General features: G+C 51.5%; 22 protein-coding genes. 11 read left to right on the top strand and 11 right to left on the bottom strand.

Going from position 1 to position 25,482, the window contains the following annotated elements; all coding sequences use genetic code 11:
- The first annotated feature begins 95 nt into the window (after positions 1 to 95).
- Positions 96 to 665, top strand: coding sequence for a glycerol-3-phosphate 1-O-acyltransferase PlsY (gene plsY / locus ELY33_RS16800; protein ID WP_126949054.1), 570 nt, complete (start codon positions 96 to 98; stop codon positions 663 to 665).
- 51 nt (positions 666 to 716) lie between these two features.
- Here the strand turns inward: plsY and tsaD are convergent, their stop codons facing one another.
- On the bottom strand, positions 717 to 1,757 hold the full coding sequence (gene tsaD / locus ELY33_RS16805; protein ID WP_126949055.1) for a tRNA (adenosine(37)-N6)-threonylcarbamoyltransferase complex transferase subunit TsaD: 1,041 nt from the start codon (positions 1,755 to 1,757) through the stop codon (positions 717 to 719).
- 220 nt (positions 1,758 to 1,977) lie between these two features.
- On the opposite strand from tsaD, the gene rpsU reads away from it, so the two are divergent.
- The 3 genes from rpsU (at position 1,978) to rpoD (ending at position 6,394) form a co-directional block, all read left to right on the top strand.
- The gene (rpsU, locus tag ELY33_RS16810) at positions 1,978 to 2,193 is read left to right on the top strand and encodes a 30S ribosomal protein S21 (RefSeq protein WP_007113641.1); all 216 of its coding nucleotides are present in this window, start codon (positions 1,978 to 1,980) and stop codon (positions 2,191 to 2,193) included.
- A 178-nt stretch (positions 2,194 to 2,371) separates the two neighbouring features.
- Positions 2,372 to 4,276: a DNA primase gene (dnaG, locus tag ELY33_RS16815; RefSeq protein ID WP_126949147.1), complete on the top strand. Its 1,905-nt coding sequence runs from the start codon at positions 2,372 to 2,374 to the stop codon at positions 4,274 to 4,276.
- A 267-nt stretch (positions 4,277 to 4,543) separates the two neighbouring features.
- On the top strand, positions 4,544 to 6,394 hold the full coding sequence (rpoD, locus tag ELY33_RS16820; protein WP_126949056.1) for an RNA polymerase sigma factor RpoD: 1,851 nt from the start codon (positions 4,544 to 4,546) through the stop codon (positions 6,392 to 6,394).
- 243 nt (positions 6,395 to 6,637) lie between these two features.
- On the opposite strand, the gene ELY33_RS16825 is transcribed toward rpoD, so the two are convergent.
- Positions 6,638 to 7,534, bottom strand: coding sequence for a LysR family transcriptional regulator (locus ELY33_RS16825; protein ID WP_126949057.1), 897 nt, complete (start codon positions 7,532 to 7,534; stop codon positions 6,638 to 6,640).
- Between the two features lie 135 nt (positions 7,535 to 7,669).
- Between ELY33_RS16825 and ELY33_RS16830 the strand changes: the two genes are divergently transcribed.
- The 3 genes from ELY33_RS16830 (at position 7,670) to mtgA (ending at position 10,436) form a co-directional block, all read left to right on the top strand.
- The gene (locus ELY33_RS16830; RefSeq protein ID WP_126949058.1) at positions 7,670 to 8,779 is read left to right on the top strand and encodes an S-(hydroxymethyl)glutathione dehydrogenase/class III alcohol dehydrogenase; all 1,110 of its coding nucleotides are present in this window, start codon (positions 7,670 to 7,672) and stop codon (positions 8,777 to 8,779) included.
- Positions 8,780 to 8,854: 75 nt separating this feature from the next.
- Positions 8,855 to 9,709, top strand: a complete 855-nt coding sequence (gene fghA / locus ELY33_RS16835; RefSeq protein WP_126949059.1) for an S-formylglutathione hydrolase — start codon at positions 8,855 to 8,857, stop codon at positions 9,707 to 9,709.
- A gap of 10 nt (positions 9,710 to 9,719) precedes the next feature.
- Positions 9,720 to 10,436 (top strand): monofunctional biosynthetic peptidoglycan transglycosylase, encoded by a 717-nt coding sequence (mtgA, locus tag ELY33_RS16840; RefSeq protein WP_126949060.1) that lies wholly within the window; start codon positions 9,720 to 9,722, stop codon positions 10,434 to 10,436.
- A gap of 67 nt (positions 10,437 to 10,503) precedes the next feature.
- Here mtgA and ELY33_RS16845 read toward each other — a convergent pair whose 3' ends face one another.
- The gene (locus tag ELY33_RS16845; protein WP_126949061.1) at positions 10,504 to 11,379 is read right to left on the bottom strand and encodes a DMT family transporter; all 876 of its coding nucleotides are present in this window, start codon (positions 11,377 to 11,379) and stop codon (positions 10,504 to 10,506) included.
- Between the two features lie 205 nt (positions 11,380 to 11,584).
- On the opposite strand from ELY33_RS16845, the gene ELY33_RS16850 reads away from it, so the two are divergent.
- The 3 genes from ELY33_RS16850 to ELY33_RS16860 all read left to right on the top strand — a co-directional run bounded on the left by ELY33_RS16850 (position 11,585) and on the right by ELY33_RS16860 (position 14,840).
- Positions 11,585 to 11,974 carry a DUF4168 domain-containing protein gene (locus ELY33_RS16850; RefSeq protein WP_126949062.1) on the top strand — a complete coding sequence of 130 codons (390 nt, stop codon included), beginning with the start codon at positions 11,585 to 11,587 and terminating at the stop codon, positions 11,972 to 11,974.
- 228 nt (positions 11,975 to 12,202) lie between these two features.
- Complete coding sequence (locus tag ELY33_RS16855; protein ID WP_126949063.1) at positions 12,203 to 14,113, top strand: DUF294 nucleotidyltransferase-like domain-containing protein; 1,911 nt, start codon at positions 12,203 to 12,205, stop codon at positions 14,111 to 14,113.
- Position 14,114: 1 nt separating this feature from the next.
- On the top strand, positions 14,115 to 14,840 hold the full coding sequence (locus ELY33_RS16860; protein ID WP_126949064.1) for a 3'-5' exonuclease: 726 nt from the start codon (positions 14,115 to 14,117) through the stop codon (positions 14,838 to 14,840).
- 80 nt (positions 14,841 to 14,920) lie between these two features.
- On the opposite strand, the gene ELY33_RS16865 is transcribed toward ELY33_RS16860, so the two are convergent.
- The 5 genes from ELY33_RS16865 to ELY33_RS16885 all read right to left on the bottom strand — a co-directional run bounded on the left by ELY33_RS16865 (position 14,921) and on the right by ELY33_RS16885 (position 20,271).
- Positions 14,921 to 16,561 carry a BCCT family transporter gene (locus tag ELY33_RS16865; RefSeq protein WP_126949065.1) on the bottom strand — a complete coding sequence of 547 codons (1,641 nt, stop codon included), beginning with the start codon at positions 16,559 to 16,561 and terminating at the stop codon, positions 14,921 to 14,923.
- Positions 16,562 to 16,647: 86 nt separating this feature from the next.
- Positions 16,648 to 17,067, bottom strand: a complete 420-nt coding sequence (locus ELY33_RS16870) for a universal stress protein (protein WP_126949066.1) — start codon at positions 17,065 to 17,067, stop codon at positions 16,648 to 16,650.
- Positions 17,068 to 17,219: 152 nt separating this feature from the next.
- Positions 17,220 to 18,092, bottom strand: a complete 873-nt coding sequence (locus ELY33_RS16875) for a glycine betaine ABC transporter substrate-binding protein (protein ID WP_126949067.1) — start codon at positions 18,090 to 18,092, stop codon at positions 17,220 to 17,222.
- A gap of 143 nt (positions 18,093 to 18,235) precedes the next feature.
- Entirely contained in the window at positions 18,236 to 19,069 is an 834-nt protein-coding gene (locus tag ELY33_RS16880) for an ABC transporter permease (RefSeq protein WP_126949068.1), read from the bottom strand.
- Positions 19,066 to 20,271 (bottom strand): quaternary amine ABC transporter ATP-binding protein, encoded by a 1,206-nt coding sequence (locus tag ELY33_RS16885; protein WP_126949069.1) that lies wholly within the window; start codon positions 20,269 to 20,271, stop codon positions 19,066 to 19,068. The genes ELY33_RS16880 and ELY33_RS16885 overlap by 4 nt, the downstream gene beginning before the upstream one ends.
- Before the next feature lie 380 nt (positions 20,272 to 20,651).
- Here ELY33_RS16885 and ELY33_RS16890 point away from each other — a divergent pair, with 380 nt between their 5' ends.
- A complete protein-coding gene (locus tag ELY33_RS16890; protein ID WP_126949070.1) occupies positions 20,652 to 21,047 on the top strand; it encodes a hypothetical protein in 396 nt (131 codons plus the stop codon).
- A 189-nt stretch (positions 21,048 to 21,236) separates the two neighbouring features.
- Here ELY33_RS16890 and ELY33_RS16895 read toward each other — a convergent pair whose 3' ends face one another.
- The 3 genes from ELY33_RS16895 to ELY33_RS16905 all read right to left on the bottom strand — a co-directional run bounded on the left by ELY33_RS16895 (position 21,237) and on the right by ELY33_RS16905 (position 25,374).
- Positions 21,237 to 22,640, bottom strand: a complete 1,404-nt coding sequence (locus ELY33_RS16895; RefSeq protein ID WP_126949071.1) for a sigma-54-dependent transcriptional regulator — start codon at positions 22,638 to 22,640, stop codon at positions 21,237 to 21,239.
- An 11-nt stretch (positions 22,641 to 22,651) separates the two neighbouring features.
- Complete coding sequence (locus ELY33_RS16900) at positions 22,652 to 24,097, bottom strand: sensor histidine kinase (protein ID WP_126949072.1); 1,446 nt, start codon at positions 24,095 to 24,097, stop codon at positions 22,652 to 22,654.
- Positions 24,098 to 24,195: 98 nt separating this feature from the next.
- Entirely contained in the window at positions 24,196 to 25,374 is a 1,179-nt protein-coding gene (locus ELY33_RS16905; RefSeq protein ID WP_126949148.1) for a PQQ-dependent sugar dehydrogenase, read from the bottom strand.
- Positions 25,375 to 25,482: the final 108 nt, after the last annotated feature.

Below are 25,482 nucleotides of genomic sequence, written 5' to 3' on the forward strand. Positions count from 1 at the left end.
CCTAGCGTCAACAAGCGGGCGATTGTACTTGAGGATAGCGCGAAACGACAGTTGGTTCAGTTTAAAGCTGGGTAGGGCCCAAGGTGGTGAACAGCATGATATGGATCGTGGTGGGCTACTTAAGCGGAAGCTGGCTAGCGGCGCTGAGCGTCTGCCGACTTGCTGGCGTTCCCGATCCGCGCTATTGCGGATCGTGTAACCCTGGGTTTTCAAACGTACTGCGTCTTTACGGGCCGCGTTTAGCAGTCGCCACACTGCTGCTGGATGCGTTAAAAGGGGCGCCAGCAGTGCTGGCAGCCAAGTTGCTGGGGCTGCCTGTTTGGCTACAGGGCGCAGTTGGCTTGGCCGTTCTGCTGGGCCACAGTTATCCGCTGTGGCATCGGTTTCGCGGCGGCAAATCGGTTGCCAGTGCGTTTGGTGTGCTGCTGATATTGGTGCCCAGTGTGGCGCTATTGAGCGCCGTGTGCTGGATGCTGCTTGCCTGGCGACTGCGCATGGCAGCAGCGGCGTCGCTTGTTAGTGCCTTGGTTGCACCGCTGGCTTGCGTCTGGCTAGCACCTGAGTATGTTGTGGTCGTGAGTGGATTCAGCCTGTTGGTGCTCGTTCGCCATGGTTTGAATATTCGCCGCCTACGCCGAGGAGAAGAGCCACATCTGCGCGGATAGGTAGTTGTTAAATAGATATTAAGTAGTTGTTAAGTAGTTGTTAACTGGTTGTTAAGTAGGCGTTAAGGTGTCCAGCGGCCAGCGTGGTGTAGCCTTCATAATTCCGCTTTCATCGTGCTCGCCCGCCGCCAGTCTTTGGGCACCTACATAAGCGATCATTGCGCCGTTGTCGGTGCAAAAGCGCCCACGCGGGTAATAAGCGCGCGCATTGCGTTTCTCGGTTTCAATCGCTAGGCGTTCGCGCAGGCGTTGGTTGGCACTGACGCCCCCCGCTACCACCAAACGCTTTAACCCGGTTTGATCTAATGCACGGCGGCATTTGATCACCAACGTATCGACCACAGCTTCTTCAAATGCTCTTGCCACATCTGCTTTAGCTTGGCTGTCTAGCTCGCCAGCAGCGTCTAACTGGCGAATAGCGGTCAGCGTGTGGGTTTTCAAACCGGAAAAGCTGAAGTCCAGGCCAGGGCGGTCGGTCATGGGGCGTGGAAAGCGGAATCGTTTTGGATCACCTTGTTCGGCAAGCTTAGCAACGTGAGGGCCGCCAGGATAGGCAAGTCCTAGCATTTTGGCCGCTTTGTCGAAAGCCTCGCCAGCGGCATCATCGACTGATTCGCCAAGTAATTGGTAATGCCCAAGTGCCTGTACTTCGACAAGCTGAGTGTGCCCGCCAGAGACTAGCAAAGCGACGAAAGGGAAGTCTGGGGCGTTATCTTCCAGCATAGGAGCCAATAGATGGCCTTCCATATGGTGTACGCCAAGCACTGGAATATCCAGGGCGCGCGCCATGCCGTGTGCCGTACTGGCTCCAACCATGAGAGCGCCTACTAACCCTGGGCCCGCGGTGTACGCAATGCCGTCTAGATCACTGCGTGTCAGTTTGGCATCGCGCAGCACTTGCTCGATTAGCGGCAATAGCTTGCGTGTATGGTCCCGAGAGGCAAGCTCAGGCACCACGCCGCCATATTCGGCGTGCATGGCAATTTGACTATACAGCGCGTCGGCGAGCAGGCCGCTGCCACCTGTGTGCGACGTATCGTAAATCGCGACGCCCGTTTCATCGCAAGACGTTTCAATGCCCAGTACGCGCATAGCAGAAGAACTCGTTGTAGGTTGAAAAGTGTCAGGTAAAAAAACAGCACTGCTAATTAGCAGCCTAGTTTAGCATTCTCATGCTTAAGGCGCGTAAGCATTTGCAAAGATCGCCAACCAAGACTAGACTAATCTGCGCTGTAAAACTGGGTCGTACACTGTATCTTAAACGTGTACGTACTATCCGAACTCAAGACTCCTTAAGGTAGGTGAGTGCTTAATGCCTTCTGTAAAAGTACGTGATAACGAGCCGTTTGACGTCGCCCTGCGTCGCTTCAAGCGTTCTTGCGAAAAAGCCGGTGTTCTTTCTGAAGTACGTCGCCGCGAGCACTATGAGAAGCCGACTGCTGAGCGTAAACGCAAAGCGGCAGCTGCCGTAAAACGCCACGCCAAGAAGATTCAGCGTGAGCAAAAGCGTTTCGAACGGCTCTATTGATCCGTACCCGAGGAGGCCGGAGCAACTAGCTGGTCGCCTCAAGAGGGATGCCAAGCGGCCGCCACTAGGTGGCCGTTTGTTTTTGTTTTGATTCATCGCTGCTTATGGTGATCTGGCACTTATGCCAGATGACGCTAAGCATGTGAGTTGGCGCTTTGCGCGAGGATGCCCGCAGTCCATGGCAGGCCAGATTCCACAGCGTTTTATTGATGACCTATTAGACCGCGTTGATGTGGTCGAGGTGGTTGGTGAACGTGTGCAGCTTAAAAAAGCCGGGCGTAACTATTCTGGGCTGTGTCCTTTTCACCAAGAGAAAACACCATCGTTCACGGTCAGTGCTGACAAGCAGTTTTATCACTGCTTTGGGTGTGGTGCTCACGGTAATGCGCTACGCTTTCTAATGGAGTACGACAAACTGCCCTTTCCCGATGCGGTTGAGCAGTTGGCTAGCCGCTTAGCGCTAGATGTTCCCCGGGAAGGTGCTGACGATCCGCGTGCCCAGCAGCGCGAAAAAAAGCGCAAAGAGGGCGTCAATCTTCTTGAACTTGCTGCCAGTTTTTACCGAGAACGGCTAAAAATGCAGGAGGGGCAAGATGCGCAGCGCTATCTGCAAGAGCGCGGGTTGTCGCAAGAGGTTGTCAGTACTTATGGTATTGGCTATGCGCCGGGGGGGTGGGAAGCCTTAAAACAGCACTTGAGCGCACGAGGTATTGGTGAGCCCGTTCAGGTTGAGTACGGCTTATTAATTCATCGTGAGGATACAGGGCGGACATATGACCGCTTTCGTGATCGAGTGATGTTTCCCATTCGGGATATAAGGGGCCGAACCATTGCGTTTGGCGGTCGAGTAATGGGTGATGAACAGCCTAAATACCTGAATTCGCCCGAAACGCCTGTCTTTCATAAGGGGCGTGAGCTTTATGGGTTGTATGAAGCCCGTCAAGCCTCAAGCAAGCTTGAACAGCTTGTTATTGTTGAAGGCTACATGGATGTAGTGGCGCTAGCGCAGTATGGCATCAATGACGCAGTCGCAACGCTAGGGACTGCTACGACAGAAGATCACTTAAGCCGACTATTTCGTTTAGTTAGCCGGGTAGTATTTTGTTTTGACGGTGACCGTGCAGGGCGACAAGCCGCCAGCCGTGCGTTAGAAACTGCACTGCCGCAGATGATTGATGGTCGTGAAGCACGTTTTCTGTTTTTGCCAGAAGGCGATGACCCGGATACCTTGGTGCGCCGAGAGGGCAGTGACGCATTTAAGGATCGCGCTACTTGTGCGATGCCGTTATCCGAGTTTCTTTTTGAGCAGGCAGCCAAGGGGCGTGACCTGAATACCGTGGAAGGACGAGAGCGGTTTGCAAGTCAGGTGCTTGAAGCATTGAACAAAGTGCCTGAAGGCATGCTCAAATCGTTACTGCTGGAGGCCTTAGCTAAGCGCAGCGGGTTAGCTCAAGCGCAGCTGAAAGCGCTGCTTGATAAACGAGCGGCTGCCAGCGCGCAAAAAGAAGCACAGAGGGCGTCTTCGCAAGAGGTCGTGCACTGGGAGCAAGTTGAGTCGCCTGACATGATGTCGTTTGAGCATCATGAAGCGCGGCCGGTCAGCGCCAAGGCTTCCAGTAAAACGCCACGACAAGGGCGTTCTCAGCCGCGTCGCCTGCAAGTGCTCTCGACCGTTGGGCGTATCGTGCAGCTATTGCTACACGAGCCTCGCCTGGTGACGTCACTGCCGGACGCTTTAGATTGGTTGCCGGAGAGTGAAGAAACACCGCTGTGCCGTGACTTAATTAAGCTGCTGCGCGCAGGGCGCTATCGCAGCCCGCAAGTGGTGCTAGCACACTTTCAAGGCAGCCATGAAGGACAGGTGTTGACTGAGCTGGCGGCACGGGAGTTGCTGATTCCCAAGAGTACCCGGGAAGCAGAGTTGACAGGGCTGGTGGAACATCTAGTGGAGGTTCAGCGCAAGCGCTCGCCTCAAGAGGAGTATCAGGCGCTACTGGATTTAGAACGTTCAGGGAAAAAGCTAGATAAGGCGCAGCAGCAACGTTTGGCAAGCTTAGTCATGGAACTCGTCCAACGACGCTAGGCGAGCTTTGTAACGTCGGCCTTTCTAAAGATCAGGGCCTGGAAATAGAGTTTTGAGCGCTAGGGTTGAATTTACCTAACGTTGGCACCACATATAGGTCAGTCGCCAGGCGCTGGCCTAACCAAACAACCTAACACACCTGAATGACCGCGCAAATATGTTTCGCTGGAAAAATTCCTGCTATTTACGCTATACTGTTCGGCTTGTTGAGTTTAATCGATTCAGCGCCCCAGGTGTTTCATTCCTCTTCGTCGAGATAGGGTTTCTATGGCTGGAAATGCGCAGCAGCAGTCGCGTCTGAAGGAGTTGATCGCGCGCGGTAAGGAGCAGGGTTACCTGACCTATGCCGAGGTCAACGACCATCTACCCGAGGATATCGCCGACCCGGATCAAGTGGAAGACATCATTGGCATGATTAACGACATGGGTATTAGTGTCGTTGAAGAAGCGCCAGATGAAGACACTTTGATGATGTCGGATCATTCCACGGACGAGTCCGCGGCGGAAGAGGCCGTTGCGGCACTCGCCGCTGTGGAAAGCGACGTCGGTCGCACTACCGACCCTGTGCGCATGTACATGCGCGAGATGGGTACGGTTGAACTTCTAACCCGCGAGGGCGAGATTGAAATCGCTAAGCGGATTGAAGAAGGTACCCGAGAAGTCATGTCAGCGCTGGCGTATCTGCCCGGTGCCGTTAATTCCATTCTCGACGCTTATGACGCCACGCAGGATGAAGAAGCGCCTGGTCGCTTGTCCGACTTGTTCTCTGGCTTTATCGATCCGGATGAAGGGATCCCGGGCGTTGCTGAAGCCGAAGTGCCTGAACCCGAAGCGGAACCTGAGCTAACCGATGATGATATCGATAGCGACGAAGACGAGGACGATGACAGCACTGCCAGTGAAGGTGGCCCTGATCCGGAAGAAGCAAAAGCTCGTTTCGAGCAGATCCGTGAACAGAATGCCGCTGTTGAAGCCGTATTTGCAAAACATGGTCGTGGTAGCGCTGAGCTTAAAAGTGAGCAAGCGCGTCTAGCTGAACTGTTTTCGCCAATCAAGCTGGTGCCAAAGCATTTTGAGCGCTTGGTCGGTCAAGTGCGTATTAGTGTTGAGCAAGTGCGTGCCCAAGAAAAAGCGGTTATGCAGCTGTGCGTGAAGAAAGCTAAGGTGCCGCGCAAAACGTTTATCAAGTCGTTCCCTGGGTACGAGTCAAATCCAAAATGGTTGGACTCTTTCCAGGAAGCGCAGCCCAAGTACGCGGATCGCCTTGAACCGCTGCGCGCTGATATTGCTCGCTCACAGCGCAAAATTGCCTTTGAAGAAGACATGGTGCAGCTTACCGTTGCCGATCTCAAAGAGGTTAACCGCAAGCTTTCTATCGGCGAGGCGAAAGCGCGCCGTGCCAAGAAAGAGATGGTTGAGGCTAACCTGCGTCTGGTGATTTCGATCGCTAAGAAGTACACCAACCGTGGTCTGCAGTTCTTGGATCTAATTCAAGAGGGCAACATTGGTCTGATGAAGGCGGTTGATAAGTTCGAATATCGCCGCGGCTACAAGTTCTCGACTTACGCCACGTGGTGGATTCGTCAGGCGATTACCCGTTCGATTGCAGACCAAGCGCGCACTATTCGTATTCCGGTACACATGATTGAGACAATTAATAAACTCAATCGTGTTTCTCGTCAGATGTTGCAGGAAATGGGCCGCGAGCCGACGCCGGAAGAACTGGGTGAACGCCTGGAAATGCCGGAAGACAAAGTGCGTAAGGTGTTAAAAATTGCCAAAGAGCCGATCTCCATGGAGACGCCGATTGGCGACGACGACGATTCGCACTTGGGCGACTTTATCGAAGACGGCACCATGCTGTTGCCGATCGATATGGCGACTGGCGAAGGCTTAATTGAGGCGACGCGCAACGTCCTTGGCGGCTTAACCGCCCGTGAAGCCAAAGTGCTACGCATGCGCTTCGGTATTGATATGAATACCGACCACACGCTAGAAGAAGTGGGTAAGCAGTTTGATGTTACTCGCGAGCGGATTCGTCAGATCGAAGCGAAGGCGCTGCGCAAGCTACGTCATCCGAGTCGTTCTGAGCCGCTGCGCTCGTTCCTCGACGAGTGATCTGTTAGCGCTTGCGAGTAGCTTTAATAGCAAGCAGTGAATAGCAAGTGTGAATGGTGGAAAGTCAATAGTAAGTGGTAAAGAAAAAAGTGGTCAACCAATAGTTGTCACCATGATCAATAAGCCCGCCGTTCTCAGAACGGCGGGCTTATTGCATTATGCCATCGCGTTATACGATGAAAAAGCTTACAGCGTTCAAGGTGGGTTGGCTGTTAACGCTATCGAGTGTTAGGTAGACGAGTGTTAGGCAGATGGGCGTGGCGGCAACGTCGCGTCAATGTTGGCCACCAAATAATCGACGAGCTGGCGTATTTTAGGTGATAGGTGGCGATGGCGAGGGTACACCGCCCACACCGCCGTGTCGTTGTGTTGGAAAGGCTCCAAAACGGACACCAGCTCACCGCTAGCAAGATAAGGGGCGACGTAGTAGTCCGGCAGTTGGGCAAGCCCCAGACCTTTTAGTGCGGCGTCAAGCAGCGCGGGTCCAGAGTTGCCGCTCCAGCAGCCTTCTACCTTAACTTCGCGGCGCTGACCGTTAACTTCAAACAACCAGTTGGGGCGTGAACCCATCAGGCAGCGGTGTTGGCTTAGCTCCGATAACGTGTGGGGTCTGGGGGCCTGGCGGAAGTAAGCCCGCGACCCTACGACATACTCCCGCCGTTCGCATAGCCGCCGAGCAATCAGGCTTGAGTCTTTGAGTACCCCCATCCGAATGGCAATATCGTAGCCTTCTTCAATAACTTCTACGGGGCGATTAGTGAAGTGCATATGCACCTCGAGGTGTGGGTGTAGGCACTGAAAGTCATTGACGAGTGGTGCGATGTAGCGCTCACCGAAGGTCGTCGCGGATGTCAGCTTCAGTAGCCCACGTGGATTTGCCTGAAGCTCGCTGATCGCTTGCTCGGCATCACGCAGGCCATCAAAGAGATGTCGACAGTGATCAACGTAGATGGCCCCGGCATCGGTTAAGCGAATTTGCCGTGTTGTTCGGTATAAAAGCTGAACGCCCAGCTGGTTTTCTAGCTGACTCACCATGCGGCTGATGTGCGATGTTGATACTTTCAAATGGCGTGCGGCAGCCGTAAAAGTCCCCAGCCTTACCACCTCGACAAACGCTTCAATTCGGTCCCAGCGTTGCACGTACGATCCTTTAGTAATGTTTGATTGTTGCTCAATGGCAATAATCTTATGAGTGTATCCCGCTTTATCCTGCTCGCCTAGCTGGCCTACACTGCAACTATTCAACTCTTATGTGACCGTTAAGGAGATGCCTAGATGAAATCACGTGCCGCCGTAGCACTCGAAGCGGGTAAACCGCTGGAATTAGTCGAGATTGATGTGGAAGGCCCGAAGGCGGGCGAAGTGCTGGTCAAGATGGCAGCGACGAGTGTCTGCCATACTGATGCCTATACGCTTTCTGGGGCTGACCCTGAAGGTAATTTCCCTGCTGTGTTGGGCCATGAAGGTGCCGGCGTGGTGCAAGAGGTAGGCGAGGGTGTTACCAGCGTTAAGCCGGGTGATCATGTTATTCCCCTGTACACCGCAGAGTGCGGGAAATGTAAATTCTGCCTTTCGGGTAAAACTAACCTGTGTGGCAGCGTGCGCGCTACCCAGGGGAAAGGGGTGATGCCTGATGGCACCTCGCGTTTTTCGCTAGATGGCAAAATGCTGCACCACTATATGGGCACGTCGACCTTTAGCGAGTACACCGTGTTGCCGGAAGTATCGCTCGCGGTGGTTTCCAAAGAGGCGCCCATGGATAAGATTTGTCTATTGGGCTGTGGCGTAACCACGGGTATCGGCGCAGTGCTGAATACGGCAAAAGTAGAGCCAGGCTCCACCATCGCCGTTTTTGGCTTGGGCGCGATTGGCTTGGCGGTTATCCAAGGGGCGGTAATGGCAAAAGCCGCGAAGATTATTGCCATCGATGTAAACCCTGATAAATTTGAATTGGCCAAGCAGTTTGGCGCCACCGACTTCGTCAACCCGAAAGACTACAGCGACCCGATTCAGCAGGTAATTGTTGATATGACTGACGGCGGCGTTGATTACTCCTTTGAGTGTATCGGCAATGTTAATGTGATGCGCTCGGCCCTTGAGTGCTGCCACAAAGGATGGGGTGAGTCGATCATTATCGGTGTGGCAGGCGCTGGTGAAGAAATCGCTACACGTCCCTTCCAACTGGTGACTGGGCGCGTTTGGAAAGGCTCCGCGTTTGGCGGTGTTAAAGGGCGTAGCGAGTTACCGGGTTACGTCGAACGCTATATGAATGGCGAGTTGAATATCGACGACTTTATTACCCACGACATGCCGTTTGAGAACATTAATGAAGCCTTCGATTTGCTTCATGCAGGTAAGAGCATTCGTACCGTGCTGCATTACTGAGTATCATTGGTAATAGGGTAAATGAGCGCGGCAGGGGAAACCCACCGCGTTTTCATCTTTTTAAGGAGCCTGCCCATGAGCATGAGTGAAACTTTAGAACTGGTGTCTGCCAACCGCAGTTTTGGTGGCTGGCACAAGCGCTACCGCCACTACTCCCGGGCGCTGGATTGCGACATGGTGTTCGCGGTTTACCTGCCGCCGCAGGCAGAGAACGAGCGAGTACCGCTGCTTTGGTGGTTGTCAGGTCTAACCTGTAACGACGAAAATTTCATGCAGAAAGCAGGCGCGCACCGTATCGCAGCGGAACTTGGGGTGGCGATTGTTTGCCCCGATACCAGCCCGCGCGGAACAGAGCTTCCCGGTGAGCATGAAAGTTATGATCTAGGGTCGGGCGCTGGGTTTTATGTGAATGCCACTCAAGCCCCCTGGAAATCGAATTACCGCATGTATGACTACGTGATTGAAGAGCTGCCTTCGGTGGTGCGCCAGCACTTCCCGGTGAATGGACGTGAATCGATCAGTGGGCATTCCATGGGCGGGCACGGCGCGCTTATCCTCGCGCTACGTCATCCTGGCCGCTTCCGTTCAGTTTCTGCTTTTGCGCCTATCGTTAACCCCATGAACTGCCCCTGGGGACAAAAAGCATTCACCCACTATTTGGGCGACGACCAGTCGCGTTGGCGTCAGTATGATGCCTGTGAGCTAGTGGCTAACGGTGCTTCCCGGCAACGGCTATTTATCGATCAAGGCGAGGCCGACCAGTTCCTGGATGAGCAACTAATGCCGGAACGCTTAGAGGCTGTGTGTGAAGAGCATGATCACCCGCTGACATTGCGCCGCCAGCCAGGCTACGATCATAGTTACTTCTTTATCGCCTCGTTCATCGAGGAGCATTTGCGCTATCATGCAGAACACCTCATGAAGCGCTAAGGATACTGGAATGTTTAATCGGGCGTTGCGCCGCTTTCTTCGTTTTATATGGCGTCTTATCTGGCGTAGCGCGCTGGCCTTTGTTGTTCTTTCCGTTGCGTTGGTGTTGCTCTTTCGCTTCGTGCCGCCTCCAGGGTCTATGGTGATGGTCGAGCGTAAAGTGCAGAGCTGGGTTACCAGTGAACCGATACGTATTCAGCGCCAATGGCGCCATTGGGACGAGCTTTCAAGTAATGCAAAATTGGCGGTGATTGCCGCGGAAGACCAACGTTTCCCGCAGCACAGAGGCTTTGATTTAGTGGAAATGCGCCGTGCATGGGAGGCGAGCCGTGACGGTGCGCGTCTACGCGGTGCGAGTACACTGAGCCAGCAGACCGCTAAAAATGTCTTTTTGTGGAGTGGCCGCAGCTGGGCTCGAAAGGGGCTAGAGGCGTGGTTTACTCTGCTAATAGAACTCATGTGGGACAAGCAGCGGATTTTAGAAGTTTATTTAAACGTTGCTGAGTGGGATACCGGTGTTTTTGGGCTAGAAGCGGCTGCGGGGCACTATTTTGGCGCCTCTGGCAGTGCCTTGACCGAACGGCAAGCAAGCCTGCTAGCGGCTATTCTTCCCAGTCCGCGTAATCGCAGCGCGTCCCGTCCCGACGCTCAAGTAGAGCGCCGCAGCCAATGGATCCGACAGCAAATGCAAAATCTAGGCGGTGTTAACTACCTAGAGCGTTTATAACCCAAATTGTTTATAACCAAAATCGTTTGTAGCCTAATTGTTTGCAACCTAGACCGACCGTAACGCCTTACGCTTTTTCTTTGCTACTAGGTTTACGTACCACCATGACCACACCTGCAATGGCAATTACCATGCCTGCCAGCCCGAGCAAGGGCAGGCGCTCGTCGAAAAGCCACCACGCTTGAAGGGCAGTAACCGGTGGCACTAGATAAAATAAGCTGGCAACGCGGGATGCTTCGCCTTTCTTTATCAATGCCATCAATAGCAGGATAGCGGCAATAGACAGGATGAGTACCAGCCAACCTAATGTAAGCGCAAAGGTCATGCTCCATTCGACCTGACGGGTTTCAAAGATAAGTGACCCAATACCCAGCAGCATCCCTGCCGCCATATACTGAATAACCGCCCCAGAGAGAAGCGGCATACTGGTGCAGTAACGTTTCTGATAAAGCGTACCTAGTGAAATGCCCACCAAGGCTGCCATCACGCTGACCAACGCACCAAGGCCAAATCCAGCGAAAATCGATGTGCCGAACTCTAGCTTGCTGCCTAATACAAGACAGATACCCACAAGGCCAAGCAGTAGCCCCAACCACTGGCGGCTGGTTAAACGTTCCCCCAATAGCGGGCCGGCACAGGCTGCTGTCAGCAACGGCTGCAGGCCAACCAATAATGCGGCTAGCCCGGCAGGCATGCCCAAATAAATACCGTAAAAGACCCCACCTAAATAAGTGCCGTGTACCAACAGCCCTGAAACGCCTATATGTAACCAAAGAACGGGTGATGAAGGCCACGCAATGCGCATTAACCACGTCAGCGGAATAAGCAGCATGAGCGTGAGCACGAAACGAATAAACAAAAAGGTGAATGGTTCTGCGTAGGGCAGGCCAAATTTTGCGCCAATGAATCCCGTGCTCCAAAGCAAAACAAATAGCCCTGGCATTGCGGCAAGGCCTAAGGAAGCCTTGTTTATGCCTTTCAAATTGTTGATGTTAATGGGTATATTTCCTCGTAGTGAAGAGTGTTTTTACTTGGTAATACTACTTTCTGTTTTTTTGGTTACTTTTTTTTACGCAATAAATTGAACCTGTGTCTCAACAACTCGTCACATGGGGCACATTCATAACGCATCAATGAGGTTTCTCACTATGCAACGCATAACTGCTTTGTTCTCTGCTGCTCTTCTCGCTACTGGTCTACTGGCTGGCACCGCACATGCTCAGCAAACCCAAGACCCTGCTCAGGATCCGATGGCTACCCAGCAAGCGCCGGCCCAAGATTTCTCCGATCAGCAGTTACAGCAGTTCGCCGATGCTGCTCAAGAAATTGCCGTGCTCTCTCAAGAGTACACTCAGCGTCTGCAGGAAACTGAAGATGAAACTGCTCAACAGGAAGTACGCGCTGAAGCCAACGACCGCATGATTGAAGTCGTTGAAGATAGCGGTCTTGATGTTGATACCTTTAACGCTATTGGTCAGTCAATTCAGCAAGATCCTGAAATGATGCAGCGTGTTCAGGAAATGGCTACCCAGTCATAAATGGTTTTAATCAGATAGTGTTGCAAATAGTGACAGATTTTCCTTAACCTGCGAAGTACTCTGTCACTCTGCCGTCAATCTGTGACTCCCCAAAGCCCAGCGTATTCACGCTGGGCTTTTTTTAGCGTTTGTTAACCCTTCATTTTTTACCTTAGGGTTTACGGTGCATGCGAACCGAGACAGACTAATCCTATTGATAATGCTGCCGCGCTAAGTGCAGGAGATCGTATGGATGTTGAACTGTTAGAAATACGCCAGCATATGGGGCAGTTTCCCCCCTTTGACGGCTTATCGGATGAGTTGCTAGACGCCATCGCCGAGCACGTTCAAGTGCGCTACTACAAAACGGGGAGCGATATATTAAGGTTTGACGATACGCTCAAAGAGCTTTGTTATATTCGCAGTGGCGCAGTAGAAGTTTATCGCCGCCAAGGAGAGCTGTATAACCGGTTGGGTGAAGGAGATATCTTTGGACATTTTAGCCTGCTGCGAAACCACAAGGTTCGCTTACCGGCTAAGGCGATCGAAGATACGCTGATTTATTTTATCCCTAACGCCGTCTTTCAGCGGCTTTGCGAAGAAGATGATGACTTTGCCGATTTCGTCGAGCTTGAGCGTCCCCGCTTAGAAACCGCCGCAGAGCAGCAGAAAAAATCGAATGACATGATGGTTACGCGGATACGCAAGTTAGTCACGCGTTACCCCGTCATGGTTGAGTCCACCACTACGGTCCAGCAAGCCGCTAAGCAAGTGAATGAGGCTCAGGCATCCGCAGTGCTGGTGATTAATGAGGGCAGCAACAATCCGCGTTACAGCTTTCAGGATAGCGAAGGCAAAACCTGGCAAATGTGTGGCATTCTCACGGACAGCGATTTCCGTACACGAGTAGTAGCTGAAAACCTGTCAGCACAAACGGCCATTGGGGAAGTGGTTTCCGAACGCTTAATCACCATTCAGTCGGATGCATCGGTTTACGAGGCCATGCTAACGATGCTGCGCAACAATGTTCACCACTTACCGGTGCTCTACCGCCAACGCCCAGTTGGTGTTGTTCACCTTTCCGATATTATTCGTTACGAGACGCAAAGTGGGCTCTATCTGGTAAGCAATATCTTCAACCAATCGAGTGCTCAGGGGTTAGCGAAACTCGCCCCCGATGTTCGTGCTGCCTTTGTAAGAATGGTGCAAGAAGGTGCTAATTCGCAGATGGTAGGAAGCGCCTTGTCGACCATTGGGCGAAGCTTTACGCGGCGGCTGCTAGAGCTTGCCGAAGAAGCGCTAGGGCCACCACCCGTGCCTTACTGTTTCATGGTTAACGGCTCAATGGCGCGCAATGAACAAAGTATTGTCACTGACCAGGATAATGCACTGATCTTGTCAGACGATTTTAACCCCGATGAGCATGACGACTACTTTCACGCGTTAGCAGCCTTTGTAAGCGATGGCCTAGATGCCTGCGGTTATACTTACTGCAAAGGCGACGTGATGGCAACTAATCGTCAATGGCGCCAGCCGTTGCATATTTGGAAGCGCTATTTCCAGGACTGGATGGCGAACCCAACCCCTGAACGATTGCTCCATAGTTCGATTTTCTTCGATTTAGACAGCATTTACGGCGAAGACCATTTTGTTGAAGCGCTTCAGGATTTGATTGCCCAAACGGCGCCAAAATCGCCACTGTTTTTAGCAGCTATGGCCCGTAATGCGCTGAATCGAACACCACCGCTTGGATTTTTTCGCACGTTTGTGATGGAAAAAGACGGAAAACACAACAACTCTATCAACCTAAAACGGCGTGGTACTGCCCCTATGGTTGACCTTATTAGGGTACATGCGTTGGCCTGTGGGTCTAAAGCGCAAAACTCGTTCCAGCGCTTAAACGATATTAGCAATACTCAACTGCTGGCGACGGGCGTTAGCGATAAGCTTAGCTATGCGCTTGAGTTTCTATGCATGTCGCGGATTCGTCATCAAGTGATTGATCTGCAGGAAGACCGTTTTCCTGATAACAATATCGAGCCAGAAAATGTTGAGGATAGCGAGCGCCATACGCTTAAAGATGCTTTTCAAGTACTAAGCAATGCACAGAAGTTCTTGAAATTTCGTTATCCAGTGCCCGCGCAGCGGCAGGGACGGTAACATGCATGGAATCCGGCTCCGCCAAAAAGTCGTTAAAGCTAACTGGCTAGACTATATGGCTAAGCGTGCTGAACAAGCCCATGATAGTGCGCTTAGGAAATTTTTTGCGACGCCGTTACCTGACTCTGATACCCCTATCGCGCAAGTGCCGATGGCGGCTTTAGATATGGAGACAACGGGGTTAGACGAGCGCCGCCATGCAATTGTCAGCATTGGTGTCGTGCCTTTCACGTTAGATCGCATTCCGCTTGCTCAGCGTCGTTACTGGGTTTTGAAACCTCCTCGGCCCTTGGATGAGGCGTCTATTGCTTACCACCACATTACTCACTCAGAAATTGCCACCGCACCTGACTTGGACGCCGTGCTGGACGAGCTGTTAGAGGTGCTGGCGGGGCGATTGGTAGTGGTGCATTTTCGCAATATCGAACGCCCATTTCTCGATGCTGCCGTGAAAGCGCGACGAGGAGAAGGGGTGATATTCCCGATGATTGATACTATGTCGCTTGAAGCGCGTATGCATCGTCAAACGATGTTGGCACGGTTTAGCCGCTGGCTAGGGCGTCCACCTGTTTCGATTCGGCTAAATGCTAGCCGAGAACGCTATGGCTTACCTGTCTATCAAGGCCATCATGCACTGATCGATGCACTGGCAACAGCAGAGTTATTGCAAGCTCAGATTAGTCATCACTACACACCTGAGACACGGTTGAAAGATATTTGGGTTTGAGCAAAGCAATATCGATTAACGCAAACGGGCAGCCATTTGGCTGCCCGTTTGTGATTCAGTGCAATGGTTAGCGATTTATATCATACCGCTTTAGGTTCGCTCATCAGCCCTTTGATAATGGCATAACATGCCACCAGCAAGATGATAGTGAACGGGAAACCGGTAGAAACCGCCATGGTTTGCAGTGCGGTTAAACCGCCGCCAAGCAACAACGCAATGGCGATAGCTCCTTCAATAATCGCCCAGAATACACGCTGTGGCTTCGGTGCATCCACCTTGCCGCCAGCGGTAATGGAGTCGATAACCAGTGATCCAGAATCAGAGGAGGTCACAAAGAAAATAATGACCAGCAAAATCGCAACAAACGAGGTGATTTGTGACAGCGGCAGCTGTTCAAGCATCATGAACAGTTGCAGATCCACGCCCGCGTTACGTACGGCTTCAATACCTTGGCTAACGTACTGGTCAATGGCGGTGCCGCCAAAGGTGGTCATCCAGAGTACCGATATAACCGAAGGTACGAGCAGTACCGATACTAAGAACTCGCGAACAGTACGGCCACGGGATACCCGTGCGATAAACATACCGACGTACGGTGACCAGGAGATCCACCAAGCCCAGTAGAAGGCCGTCCAGCCTTGGCTAAAGTTGGCGTCTTCACGGCCAAACGGATTAGACAGCGCTGGAAGATGAACGAAATAGTTCAGCAGGTTTTCAAAGAAACCTGTCGCGATAAGCAGCGTTGGGCCAACAGCAATAACAAAGAATAACAGTACTGCCGCCATGGCAATGTTGATTTTTGAGAGTAGCTGAACACCTTTATCGACACCGGCTAGAATTGAACAAATAGCGATAATCGTGATGCCGATGATAAGTAGAATCATCGTGATATCGCTTTCCGGTGCGCCAAACAGGTAAGTCAAACCTGCTGCTGCCTGGGTCGCGCCCAAACCAAGTGACGTCGCCAAACCAAATAACGTAGCAAAGACAGCCAGAATATCGATTAGATGCCCCGGCCAGCCCCAAACTCGCTCACCTAAGATTGGGTAGAACACCGAACGCATAGACAGCGGCAAGCCCTTATTAAACGAAAACAGAGCAAGTGATAGTGCCACTACCGCATAAATTGCCCAGGGGTGTAGGCCCCAGTGAAAAATAGTGGCTGCCATGCCCAGCGCGGCGGCACCTGCAGCATCACCTTCGGCGCCTGCTAGCGGTGCCCAGCTTCCTCCATCGAAGGAGGTGCCAAAATGGGTCAGCGGCTCGTTAACGCCAAAGAACATTAGGCCAATGCCCATGCCCGCGGCAAATAGCATTGAGAACCAGCCCACATAGGTGAAGTCGGGTTTGGCGTCAGCACCACCAATTCGAATTTTACCCAGTGGTGAGATGATCAAACCAAGGCAGAGAATAACGAATACATTGGCAGCTAGAATAAAAAACCAAGCTAGGTTGCCAGTCAAGAAGCTAAAGACAGCATCGTAAATCGGCGCAATGGTGTCCTGCAAAGCGAGCGTCAATATTACAAACAGCAGCACTAAGATAGATGAAATGGTGAAAACCTTGCCATGTAGATCAAGGTTTACGCCCATCGTACTGGTAGTGATATTGTCTTGGCCAATGACGTAATCGGTATCTATCAGATTCGCCGGGCCGTCAGGGGCGGGAATGCCCGCTGATTCTGGCTCTTCCGGTGGTCGATTTGGCGGCTTTTTATCCACAAAGTTGCTCCCATCATTATTAAAACGCGTGTTTTTAAGCGTGCAATATCAAAGCAGGTTTTTTTAAAAATGCAAGAGTGTGTTTACTAGGGCACTCGAATCAGGAAGACAGACGCATCTGTGTGAGTAGCTACTTTGCCGCCATGGGAGGGCATAATAATGTCCAAATGGCGAGGTAAGTGCGTTGCCATCATCACCAGATCGGCGCCTGTCTCTTCCACAGCGTCAACGAGTTGCTTGTCTACATTAGCAACAGGGTCCGTTGAACTATACACCTTGATGCTGACAGGTTGACCGTGAACTTGGTGTCGGCTTTGGGCAAAAGCATCAAGTTTTTGCTCGTATTCTTGCGGAGTGCGAGCAACGCTTGTCGGTGTGTTAGCGGTAACGCTCACATAGGTGATATGTGCATCATATTGTTTAGCAAGGTCTGCCACGATGCTTAAGGCAGGCTCCAATACTTCTAGATGAGCAAGATCGACTGGCACCATAATGTTCTTAAACACAGCACACTCCTAGTATGACTTTTCTAACATAGGTTTGCCATGTCAGTAAAATCATATGTTGGTTGAAAAAATACCAAACGGCTTAGCTGAAGCTGTAGGCAGCTTCAGCTAAGTGAGTTGCTACCAATGAATACTATCTAGTCAATACGATATTAGTTGTTAAGCCACTGTTCGACTACATCCTGGTTGTCTTGAACCCACTGCTTAGCATTTTCGTAGGGGTCACTGCCATCTTCCTGATTCATCAGCATGACTTCGCCCATCTGCTCAGGTGTCCATTTGAAGGCGTCAAGAATGGCGTAAGCTTCTGGCATATCTTCTTTAAGGCCTTGGCGTACCACGGTGTGAATTTGTTCGGCACCGCCGTATACACCTTCTGGGTCTTCAAGATATTTCACATCGAAACGGGCAAACATCCAATGAGGTGTCCAGCTGGTTACCACTATATCTTCTTCATTATTAATAGCGCTTGAAAGCGCTGCAGTCATGGTGGCACCACTACCGCTACGTAGCCGCAGTCCGAGGTCATAGGTATCCATGACTTCTTCGGTAAGTGCCATCAGGCCCGCACCGGGGTCAATACCGATGATCTCGCCGTTAAAGTTGTCGGCGTTGTCATTCAGGTCAGCAATAGAGTCAATATCTGTATAAGCAGGTACTACTAATCCCAGCTTGGTGCCATCTAAGTTCACACCGAGATCTTCCGTGTTACCCCCTATACGTTCCATGTAGTCAGCATGGGTAGTGGGTAGCCAAGCAGCAACGATGCCATCGGCGTCGCCTGAAGAAAGCGCCTGGAACATGGCAGCTGCAGAAAGCGAGGTTAGATCAACCTCAAAACCAGCCTGTTCTAATACAGCGGCCATTACGTTGGTAGACGCTACTTCTGACGACCATTCAACATAGGCAAGATTAACAGTGCCCTGATCTTGAGCATGGGCCAGACTTCCAGCGGCAACGCCAGTACCAGCAATCAGGGCTAATGAGGCGAGGCGGATGCGGTGATTCAACGTACGAGTTTTCATTCACTTGCTCCTTTGGGGAATAGTCGTGGCATCTATAAAAAGTAAGCTCCACAACCGTAGTAAACACACTATCAAATGTACTGAGTTCAAAAAGATCGGTCAGCGCAGCACTGATGATGGCTGACCCTTTGCGCCTTGATTTACTAAGAGCGGCGCGTTTTCCGTAATGATTGCGTTAAACGATCAAGCAGCATGGCAAGAATTACCACGGCGATACCAGCTTCAAAGCCATCACCGGGACGCAGCCGCTGAATAGCGCGCCATACTTCGCTACCTAGACCGTCTGCGCCAATCATGGCGGCGATCACCACCATTGAAAGTGCCAGCATAATGGTCTGGTTAATACCCGCCATCACCGTTGGTAACGAGAGCGGAAGCTGCACCTTGAAAAGTTTTTGGCTGCGCGTTGCGCCGTAGGCATCGGCCGCTTCGATAAGTTCTACCGGCACCTGGCGTATGCCCAGCGTAGTGAAGCGAATAGCAGGCGGCATTGAGAAAATCACCGTCGCAAAAATAGCGGATACGGAGCCAATGCCAAAAAACGGAATCGCTGGAATTAAGTATACAAACGCCGGCATGGTCTGCATGAAATCTAATATCGGCATAATTAATCGGTAAAGCCGGTTAGATAGTGCCGCCGCAATGCCCACTGGAAGTGCGATAACCACGGCAACCAAGGTCGCAAAGACCACCAGCGTAAGCGTCTCAATCATCGGGTTCCAGAGGCCCAGATTCCAAATCAATGCCAGCCCGGCCACTGCGCCAATCGCCAAGCGAACACCCGCTTGCTTCCAGCAGAGTAAGGCGATTAGCCCTAGTAGCGCCCATTCAGGTAACCACATCAAGCTGTCGTTTAATACATCAATACCTGTCTGGGTAAAGCGTGATATTGCCCGAGTTACCGACGAGTACTCGCTGGTTAGCCAGGTCAGGCCGCTTTCAATCCAATCGCCAAGGGGAATGCTTGGAATATTCATTGCTGTTCTCCTGCCCGTGCTAATTCATCCAGTACTGCGCCCTTCACAACGACACCCAGTAACCGTTGCTGCTCGTCTATGACGGCGATGGGGTAGCTTTTATCGCCAAACATCGCGAACAGGTTGTGCAGAGGTTCTTCTGGAGAGACTTTGCGAAAGTCTTGAGAAAGGTGATCGGAAATTGTTTCCGACTTAGCGTCAATCGCCTTGCTCGCTGACTCGGCTTCTAGCAGGCCTATTAGGCGGCGGTCACGATCAGTGACATATATTGAATCAATCGTGTGGTCACGCATGCGGTGAAGTGCTGTGCGCGGGCCGTCGCTTTCGCGGGCGGTAGAACGTACGGGGCGCATGGCGCTCTCGGCAGTTAATATCCGCGAGCGATCAACGCCTTCAATAAAGCGGCGTACATAGTCATCGGCGGGTTGGGTCAATATTTCTTCCGGCGTGCCGATCTGAACGACTTCACCATCTTTAAGAAGGACGATGCGATCGCCAATATTGAGTGCTTCATCTAAATCATGGGTGATAAAGACGGTTGTTTTCTGCATTTTTGATTGGAGTTGCAATAACTCTTGTTGCATATCTTTACGGATTAAAGGATCAAGCGCTGAAAAGGCTTCATCCATTAATAGCACGGTAGAGTCATTCGCCAGGGCACGGGCTAGGCCGACACGCTGTTGCATACCACCGGAAAGCTGATTCGGATAAGCGTCTTCCCAGCCATCAAGTCCTACTTGCGTTAACGCGTTTTGGGCAATTTGGTGGCGCTCAGCTTTATCTACGCCGCGAATTTCAAGACCGAACTCCGCGTTGTGGCGTACCGTGCGATGTGGAAATAGTGCAAAATTTTGAAAAACCATCGAAAAATGACGACGGCGACATTCTAATAGCGCTTTTTCACTAAGCGTGGGGATGTTTTCGCCGTCAATAATGATGTCGCCTTCGGTGGTATCAATCAGGCGGTTTAAACAACGAATTAACGTGGACTTACCAGAACCAGAAAGTCCCATGATGACGAGCAGCTCGCCTTCATAAACATCGAACGATATGTTTGAAAGGCCTAGCGTTTGGCCAGTCTTATCAAGTATCTCAGGGCGTTTTAGACCTTGGTCACGAAGCTCAAGGGCTTTTTTCGGCTGTTTGCCAAATACCTTGCTTAAGCCGCGAACCTGAATTTTGACAGGGCGTGTCTCGTCCATCAACGGTGCCTTTTGCGTGAATGAGCAGCCTTGTGTCGTTGCTCAGCTCGCTTCCTAGTACTCGATGGCTTTCCCTGCAAACAGCGACACAAACCTATTCATAATGAAAATTTAAGTTTGGATTAGAATGTTGATTAATTTTTATTATACATAAGTGAGCTAGGTGTGTCACAACGCCCCCTGTGCGAAGCGTTAAAAGTCGTCACATGTGTCATTTTAAACCCGCAGTATCCGCTCGTTCGAAAGGGGGTTATGTTTTGTTATTTTTTTTAAAATACTGTTTTTTATGTTTATTTTTTATTATTTTAGTTATTGGCATAAAGTATGTATAAACATTAGCAGTTAAGCGATATTTTTTGGCTAGAAGGGAAGCAAGCCTTATGGATAAACATGTTAATCAAGTTATGAAACGTCCCCGTATACTTACTCTGTGCATGTTAATGGCAACGCTAAGCACGCTCGCGCTTGCCGGTTGTGGCAATGCTGAAGAAGATATGCCGCCTGTTGAACAGCCAGAAACAATGATGGAACAAGATGCCACCTCTTCTACCGGACAGGCATCTACTGCAAGCGATAGTGCCACCATGAATACCACGTCAGATCCTATGATGAGCGATGAGCCTGCCATGAGTGATCCGGGGTTAAGCGATGATGCAGCGGGATCACAAGAACCGATGCCCGATACATATTCTGAAGAAAATCCAGGATTCGGTGAAGGTACTGACCCGATGCCAGGTGCTGATGAGAATGACGATGAGATGAATAGCAGTCAGTAATCGTTAATATTCCCTACGATGGTAAATCGACCCAGCTGTCTGTTCCCTGCGGCTGCTCCACACGGTTTATCATCCTTTTCCCCCGTGCCCGCGGGGGTTTTTTTGTAGTAAATGGCCATTCTTGGGACATTATCGAGAGTCGCAAATAAGCCAGTTATACTAATGGGTCCCTAGCATCTATACGTTGCGTTATTCCTCGTTATCTTCCAGCCGCCGATAAAGCGTTCGTCGCGCAATACCTAACACCTCAGCTGTACGTCGTTTATTACCCCCAGTAGCTTCTAACACTTTATGAATATAGCGTTTTTCTACTTCTTCCAAGCTGGGCCAGCGGGTAGGCGCAGGTGCGGGAACCTGAGTGCCGGGCAACACTTCACCACTGAGTGTTGGCGTTATTTCCGAGCGATTACGCTGGTTGGTATGTTCGCGTAACCGCTCTGGCAAGTCTTTATGCTGTAATACACCTTCTTCGCTCAGGGTTACGGCTCGCATAACGGCGTTTTCCAGTTCGCGCACATTGCCTGGATAGGTATAGTTCAGCAGGCTATTCAGCGCTTCGGGCTCAATTTGCTCAATCTGTTTACTTTGCGCTTCGGCATGTTTGTCGATTAACGCAAAAACGAGGTGCTCAACATCGGTGCCTCGTTCTCGCAGTGGAGGAATGCGCAGCGAGAATGTCTCAAGGCGATAGAACAAGTCACTGCGGAAGTTTTCTTGTTCGATTTCTTTTTCAAGATTACGGTGTGTTGCGGCGATAATACGCACATCTACCGGCTCCTCGCGTTCGCCGCCAACCGGTCTTACGGTTTTTTCCTGTAGCGCCCGCAGTAGTTTGGCCTGAAGATTAATGGGCATTTCGCCAATCTCATCTAAAAACAGGCTGCCGCCCTGAGCGCTATGAAATAGGCCGCGACGCGCTTCGTTCGCCCCTGTGAAGGCCCCTTTTACATGGCCAAAAAATTCGCTTTCCATTAAATCGGCAGGAATGCTGGCGCAGTTTACGGGCACAAAAGCTGCTTCGTGGCGCTTACTCTCTTGATGGATAGCACGCGCCAGCAGCTCTTTACCGGTACCACTTTCGCCTAGAATTAAAATAGGTGCATCGCTTTTGGCCAGCCGAGATGCGTCGTGAAACAGTGACTGCATGCCGACGCTTTTTCCAACAATGCCATGAAAGTGGCTCAACTCACTATCATCGTGGGAAAGAGACAAGCGCTGGCGCTCTAAAACGCGAAAAACTGCCTCGCGTATAGCATCCAAATCCAACGGCTTGGTTAGAAAGTCATCAGCTCCGAGTTTTAGCGCCTCGACAGCTTGGTCAATGGTGCCAAAGGCAGTGATAACAATAATGCCCAACTCGCTGCCGCTTTGACGCAACTGCTGAAGCAGCTGAATGCCGGTAATGCCTGGAAGACGCACATCCGTAATCATCATCGCCACAGGGGTGTGGCTAAGTAGTGCCAGGGCGTCTTCGGCACTGGGAACGCCTAGCGTGTCGTAGCCCGCGTCGTTGAGCTCTTCTTCTAATAACTCACGTATAGCGGCGTCATCTTCCACCACCAATATCGGTAAAAGGTGTTCCTGATGGGTCACAAACGTTGTCCTCAAGCGGATACGGTTTCACTAAGGGGGAGCGTAATTTCAAATCCAGCGCCGCCAAGGCCGCTATTAAATACGCCAATTGTCCCGCCGTGGTCGTTAATAATGCGATGTACCATGGAGAGTCCTAAGCCGCTGCCTTGGCCCACCGGTTTGGTCGTAAAGAAAGGGTCAAATACTTGTTGATGATGCGAAACTGGAATGCCAGACCCGTCATCTTCCACCCAAAGCGTTAGCTCTTCGCTGTACTGCTTGGCACTAAGGCGTATACAGCTAACATCAGGCGCTTGCGCCGCGTTGCGCAATAAATTAGAAAGCACCTGCACGATTTGCTGCCCATTGACCAATAGATTGGGGGCAGGGGAGGGAAGATCAACATCCAAACGTATATTTCGTGGCTCCAGTTCCTCTTCCACTAACTCACTGGCACTCAGGATAAGCTGGTCTAACGGTTGTGTTCCTTTCTCTACGTTATGCTGTCTTCCTAATTCCATTAACTGGCGAACAATTTGAACAATCCTTTCGACTTCGCCTCGAATACGGCTTAGTCGTGCGCGTTCGTCGTCGCCAATGGTGTCCTGGCGGGATAAGCGTTGGGCTTGGCCATTGATGACGGTCAACGGTGCGCCAATTTCATGGGCCACGCCGGCCGCCAGGACGCCTAATTCGGCCAGCTTTTTGGATTTACGCAAGCGCTTTTCTAATTCGATCTCGCGCTGGCGGCGGGCATCAATATCGCAATCTTTTTCTGCCATGGCATCTAGCATGCCGTTCAAGCCTGATGCTAAGCGGCGATATTCGGTTGGGCCATCGACGGTCGCCCGCTGGCTGCGATCGCCATCTTCCACCAGTAACATCACGTGTAAAAGGCGATTGAGTGGCCGTTCAATGTAGTGTCTAAAGCCCCACCAAATGCTAAACACAATACCGGCAGCCCCGATTACGAACACCAGAACGGCCACAATACTGATAAAGCCCGTATAGTTTTCGATACCGGTATTGAGCCGATTTACCTGCAGTACACCTTGCACTGAGCCGTCTTGCGACCGCAACGGAATCAGTGCTGAGTAGTATGTCCAGCCTTCCTTCTGGCGGTAATTGCTGTACAAGTCATCTTGTTCGATGACCTGCTGAATCTCTTGCGGAGTAAACAGGTCTTTGCCCAAACCAAGCCCATAAACTTCTCGGCCTTTAGTATCGAATACATAAGCGCCATAGATGCGATGAAAAGAAAAAGCGGATTGCAGCGCTTCTTCTAAAGGGGTGTCACTATCGCGGTCAACGGCGTAGCTCAGCGATGTACCCAGTGCCCGCGTGATAATTTCAACTTCGGTTTGCAGCTTGGAACGCACGTTATCTTCTAGCGACTTGATAGCGACTAGGCTGAATACCACGAGAATGACAAATAGCGGCACAATCACCGTCAAAATAATTAAATTACGTAGTCGCATCAGGCATCCGTAGTGATATCAACCGTTCATCAGTGAACAGCGTCGGCTGTGTAAACAGGCAGTGTAAAGAGTGGCGATTCAGATAACGTTAATCTGGGTTAGTTAACCGCCTGCAAGCGATAAAGGTCGCCTTGGTCACCATCGGTTAGCAAATAAATGGCATCGCTAGGGCCTTGGCGAACATCGCGGATGCGGCCAATGTGGCCGTCAAGAATGACCTCTTCATCCACCACGCTGTCGTTTTCTAGCTGCAGGCGCAGCAACGTTTCACTGGCGAGACCACCAGCTAATAACTGCCCCTGCCAATCTCCAAACGCGTTACTGGTGACTTCGGCAAGCCCTGAAGGTGCGAAGCGGCCCTCAAAGCGGTAAACCGAGTCGACCATACCGGGCATCGATTTGACCCCGATCGGCTCATTAGTCCGATAATCATTTCCTAAGCTAACGTTGGGCCAGCCATAGTTGCTGCCTGCTTTGATGTGGTTAAGCTCATCACCTGTGCGCGGCCCATGTTCCGTTGCCCAGGGTTCGCCATTGCTGCGTACGGTCATGCCTTGAATGTTGCGGTTGCCCAGGGAGTAGATTTCATCCAGGGTGCTGTTATCACCCACAAAAGGGTTGTCGTTAGGGACGCCGCCCGTGTCGGTTAGGCGCAGCGTTGACCCTGCATGATCATCGCTGGCCTGGGCGCGGGATGGATTCACGCCGCGGTCGCCAATGCTCATTAACAGCGTGCCATCCGCTAGCCACGCCAAACGTGAGCCGTAATGGCGGCCAGGTGAAGACGCACGATCCTGTTCAAAAAGGTGCTCGACCTCGCCTAATGAATCCTCTTTCCATTTAACCCGAGAGAGTGCCGAACGACTGTTATTACCATCGGGTTTGCTCCAGGTGAAATAGATCCAGTCGTGTTCACCGTCTCCAAACGCAGGGTGCACAGTGATGTCGAGAAGCCCGCCTTGCCCCCGATGGCTGACCGTGGGTAACCCTTCAAGCGCCCGTCGGTTACCCTCTTGATCTACCAGCACTAGCTGGCCTCGGCGTTCGCTGACTAAAAAGCGACCGTCAGGCAAAAAAGCGACTGCCCAGGGGCTACGTAATCCACTAGTCACGCGCTCAAGTGACAACGTCATCTGTTCGGTTTCAATAGCGCCGTGAACCATGTCTGCTTGGGCAGTACTAAAAGTGCCCGCCAACACAAGCCCACCAATGCCTGTTAAAAACCAGCGGTAAGAGGAAGTCATCAACATTGCCCGGCGTGCTTGTGGTTGTTGCATCATGGTCACTCCTGTCGTCGATGATCATGTTTCAGTTTAGCAGTGACTGCTTAAAGCGGGCGGGGTTCCCTCCAGGATCAGAAACGCCCTAACAGAAAATTTCTATCA

This window comes from Vreelandella andesensis (assembly GCF_003989795.1).
Taxonomy (GTDB): Bacteria; Pseudomonadota; Gammaproteobacteria; order Pseudomonadales; family Halomonadaceae; genus Vreelandella; species Vreelandella andesensis.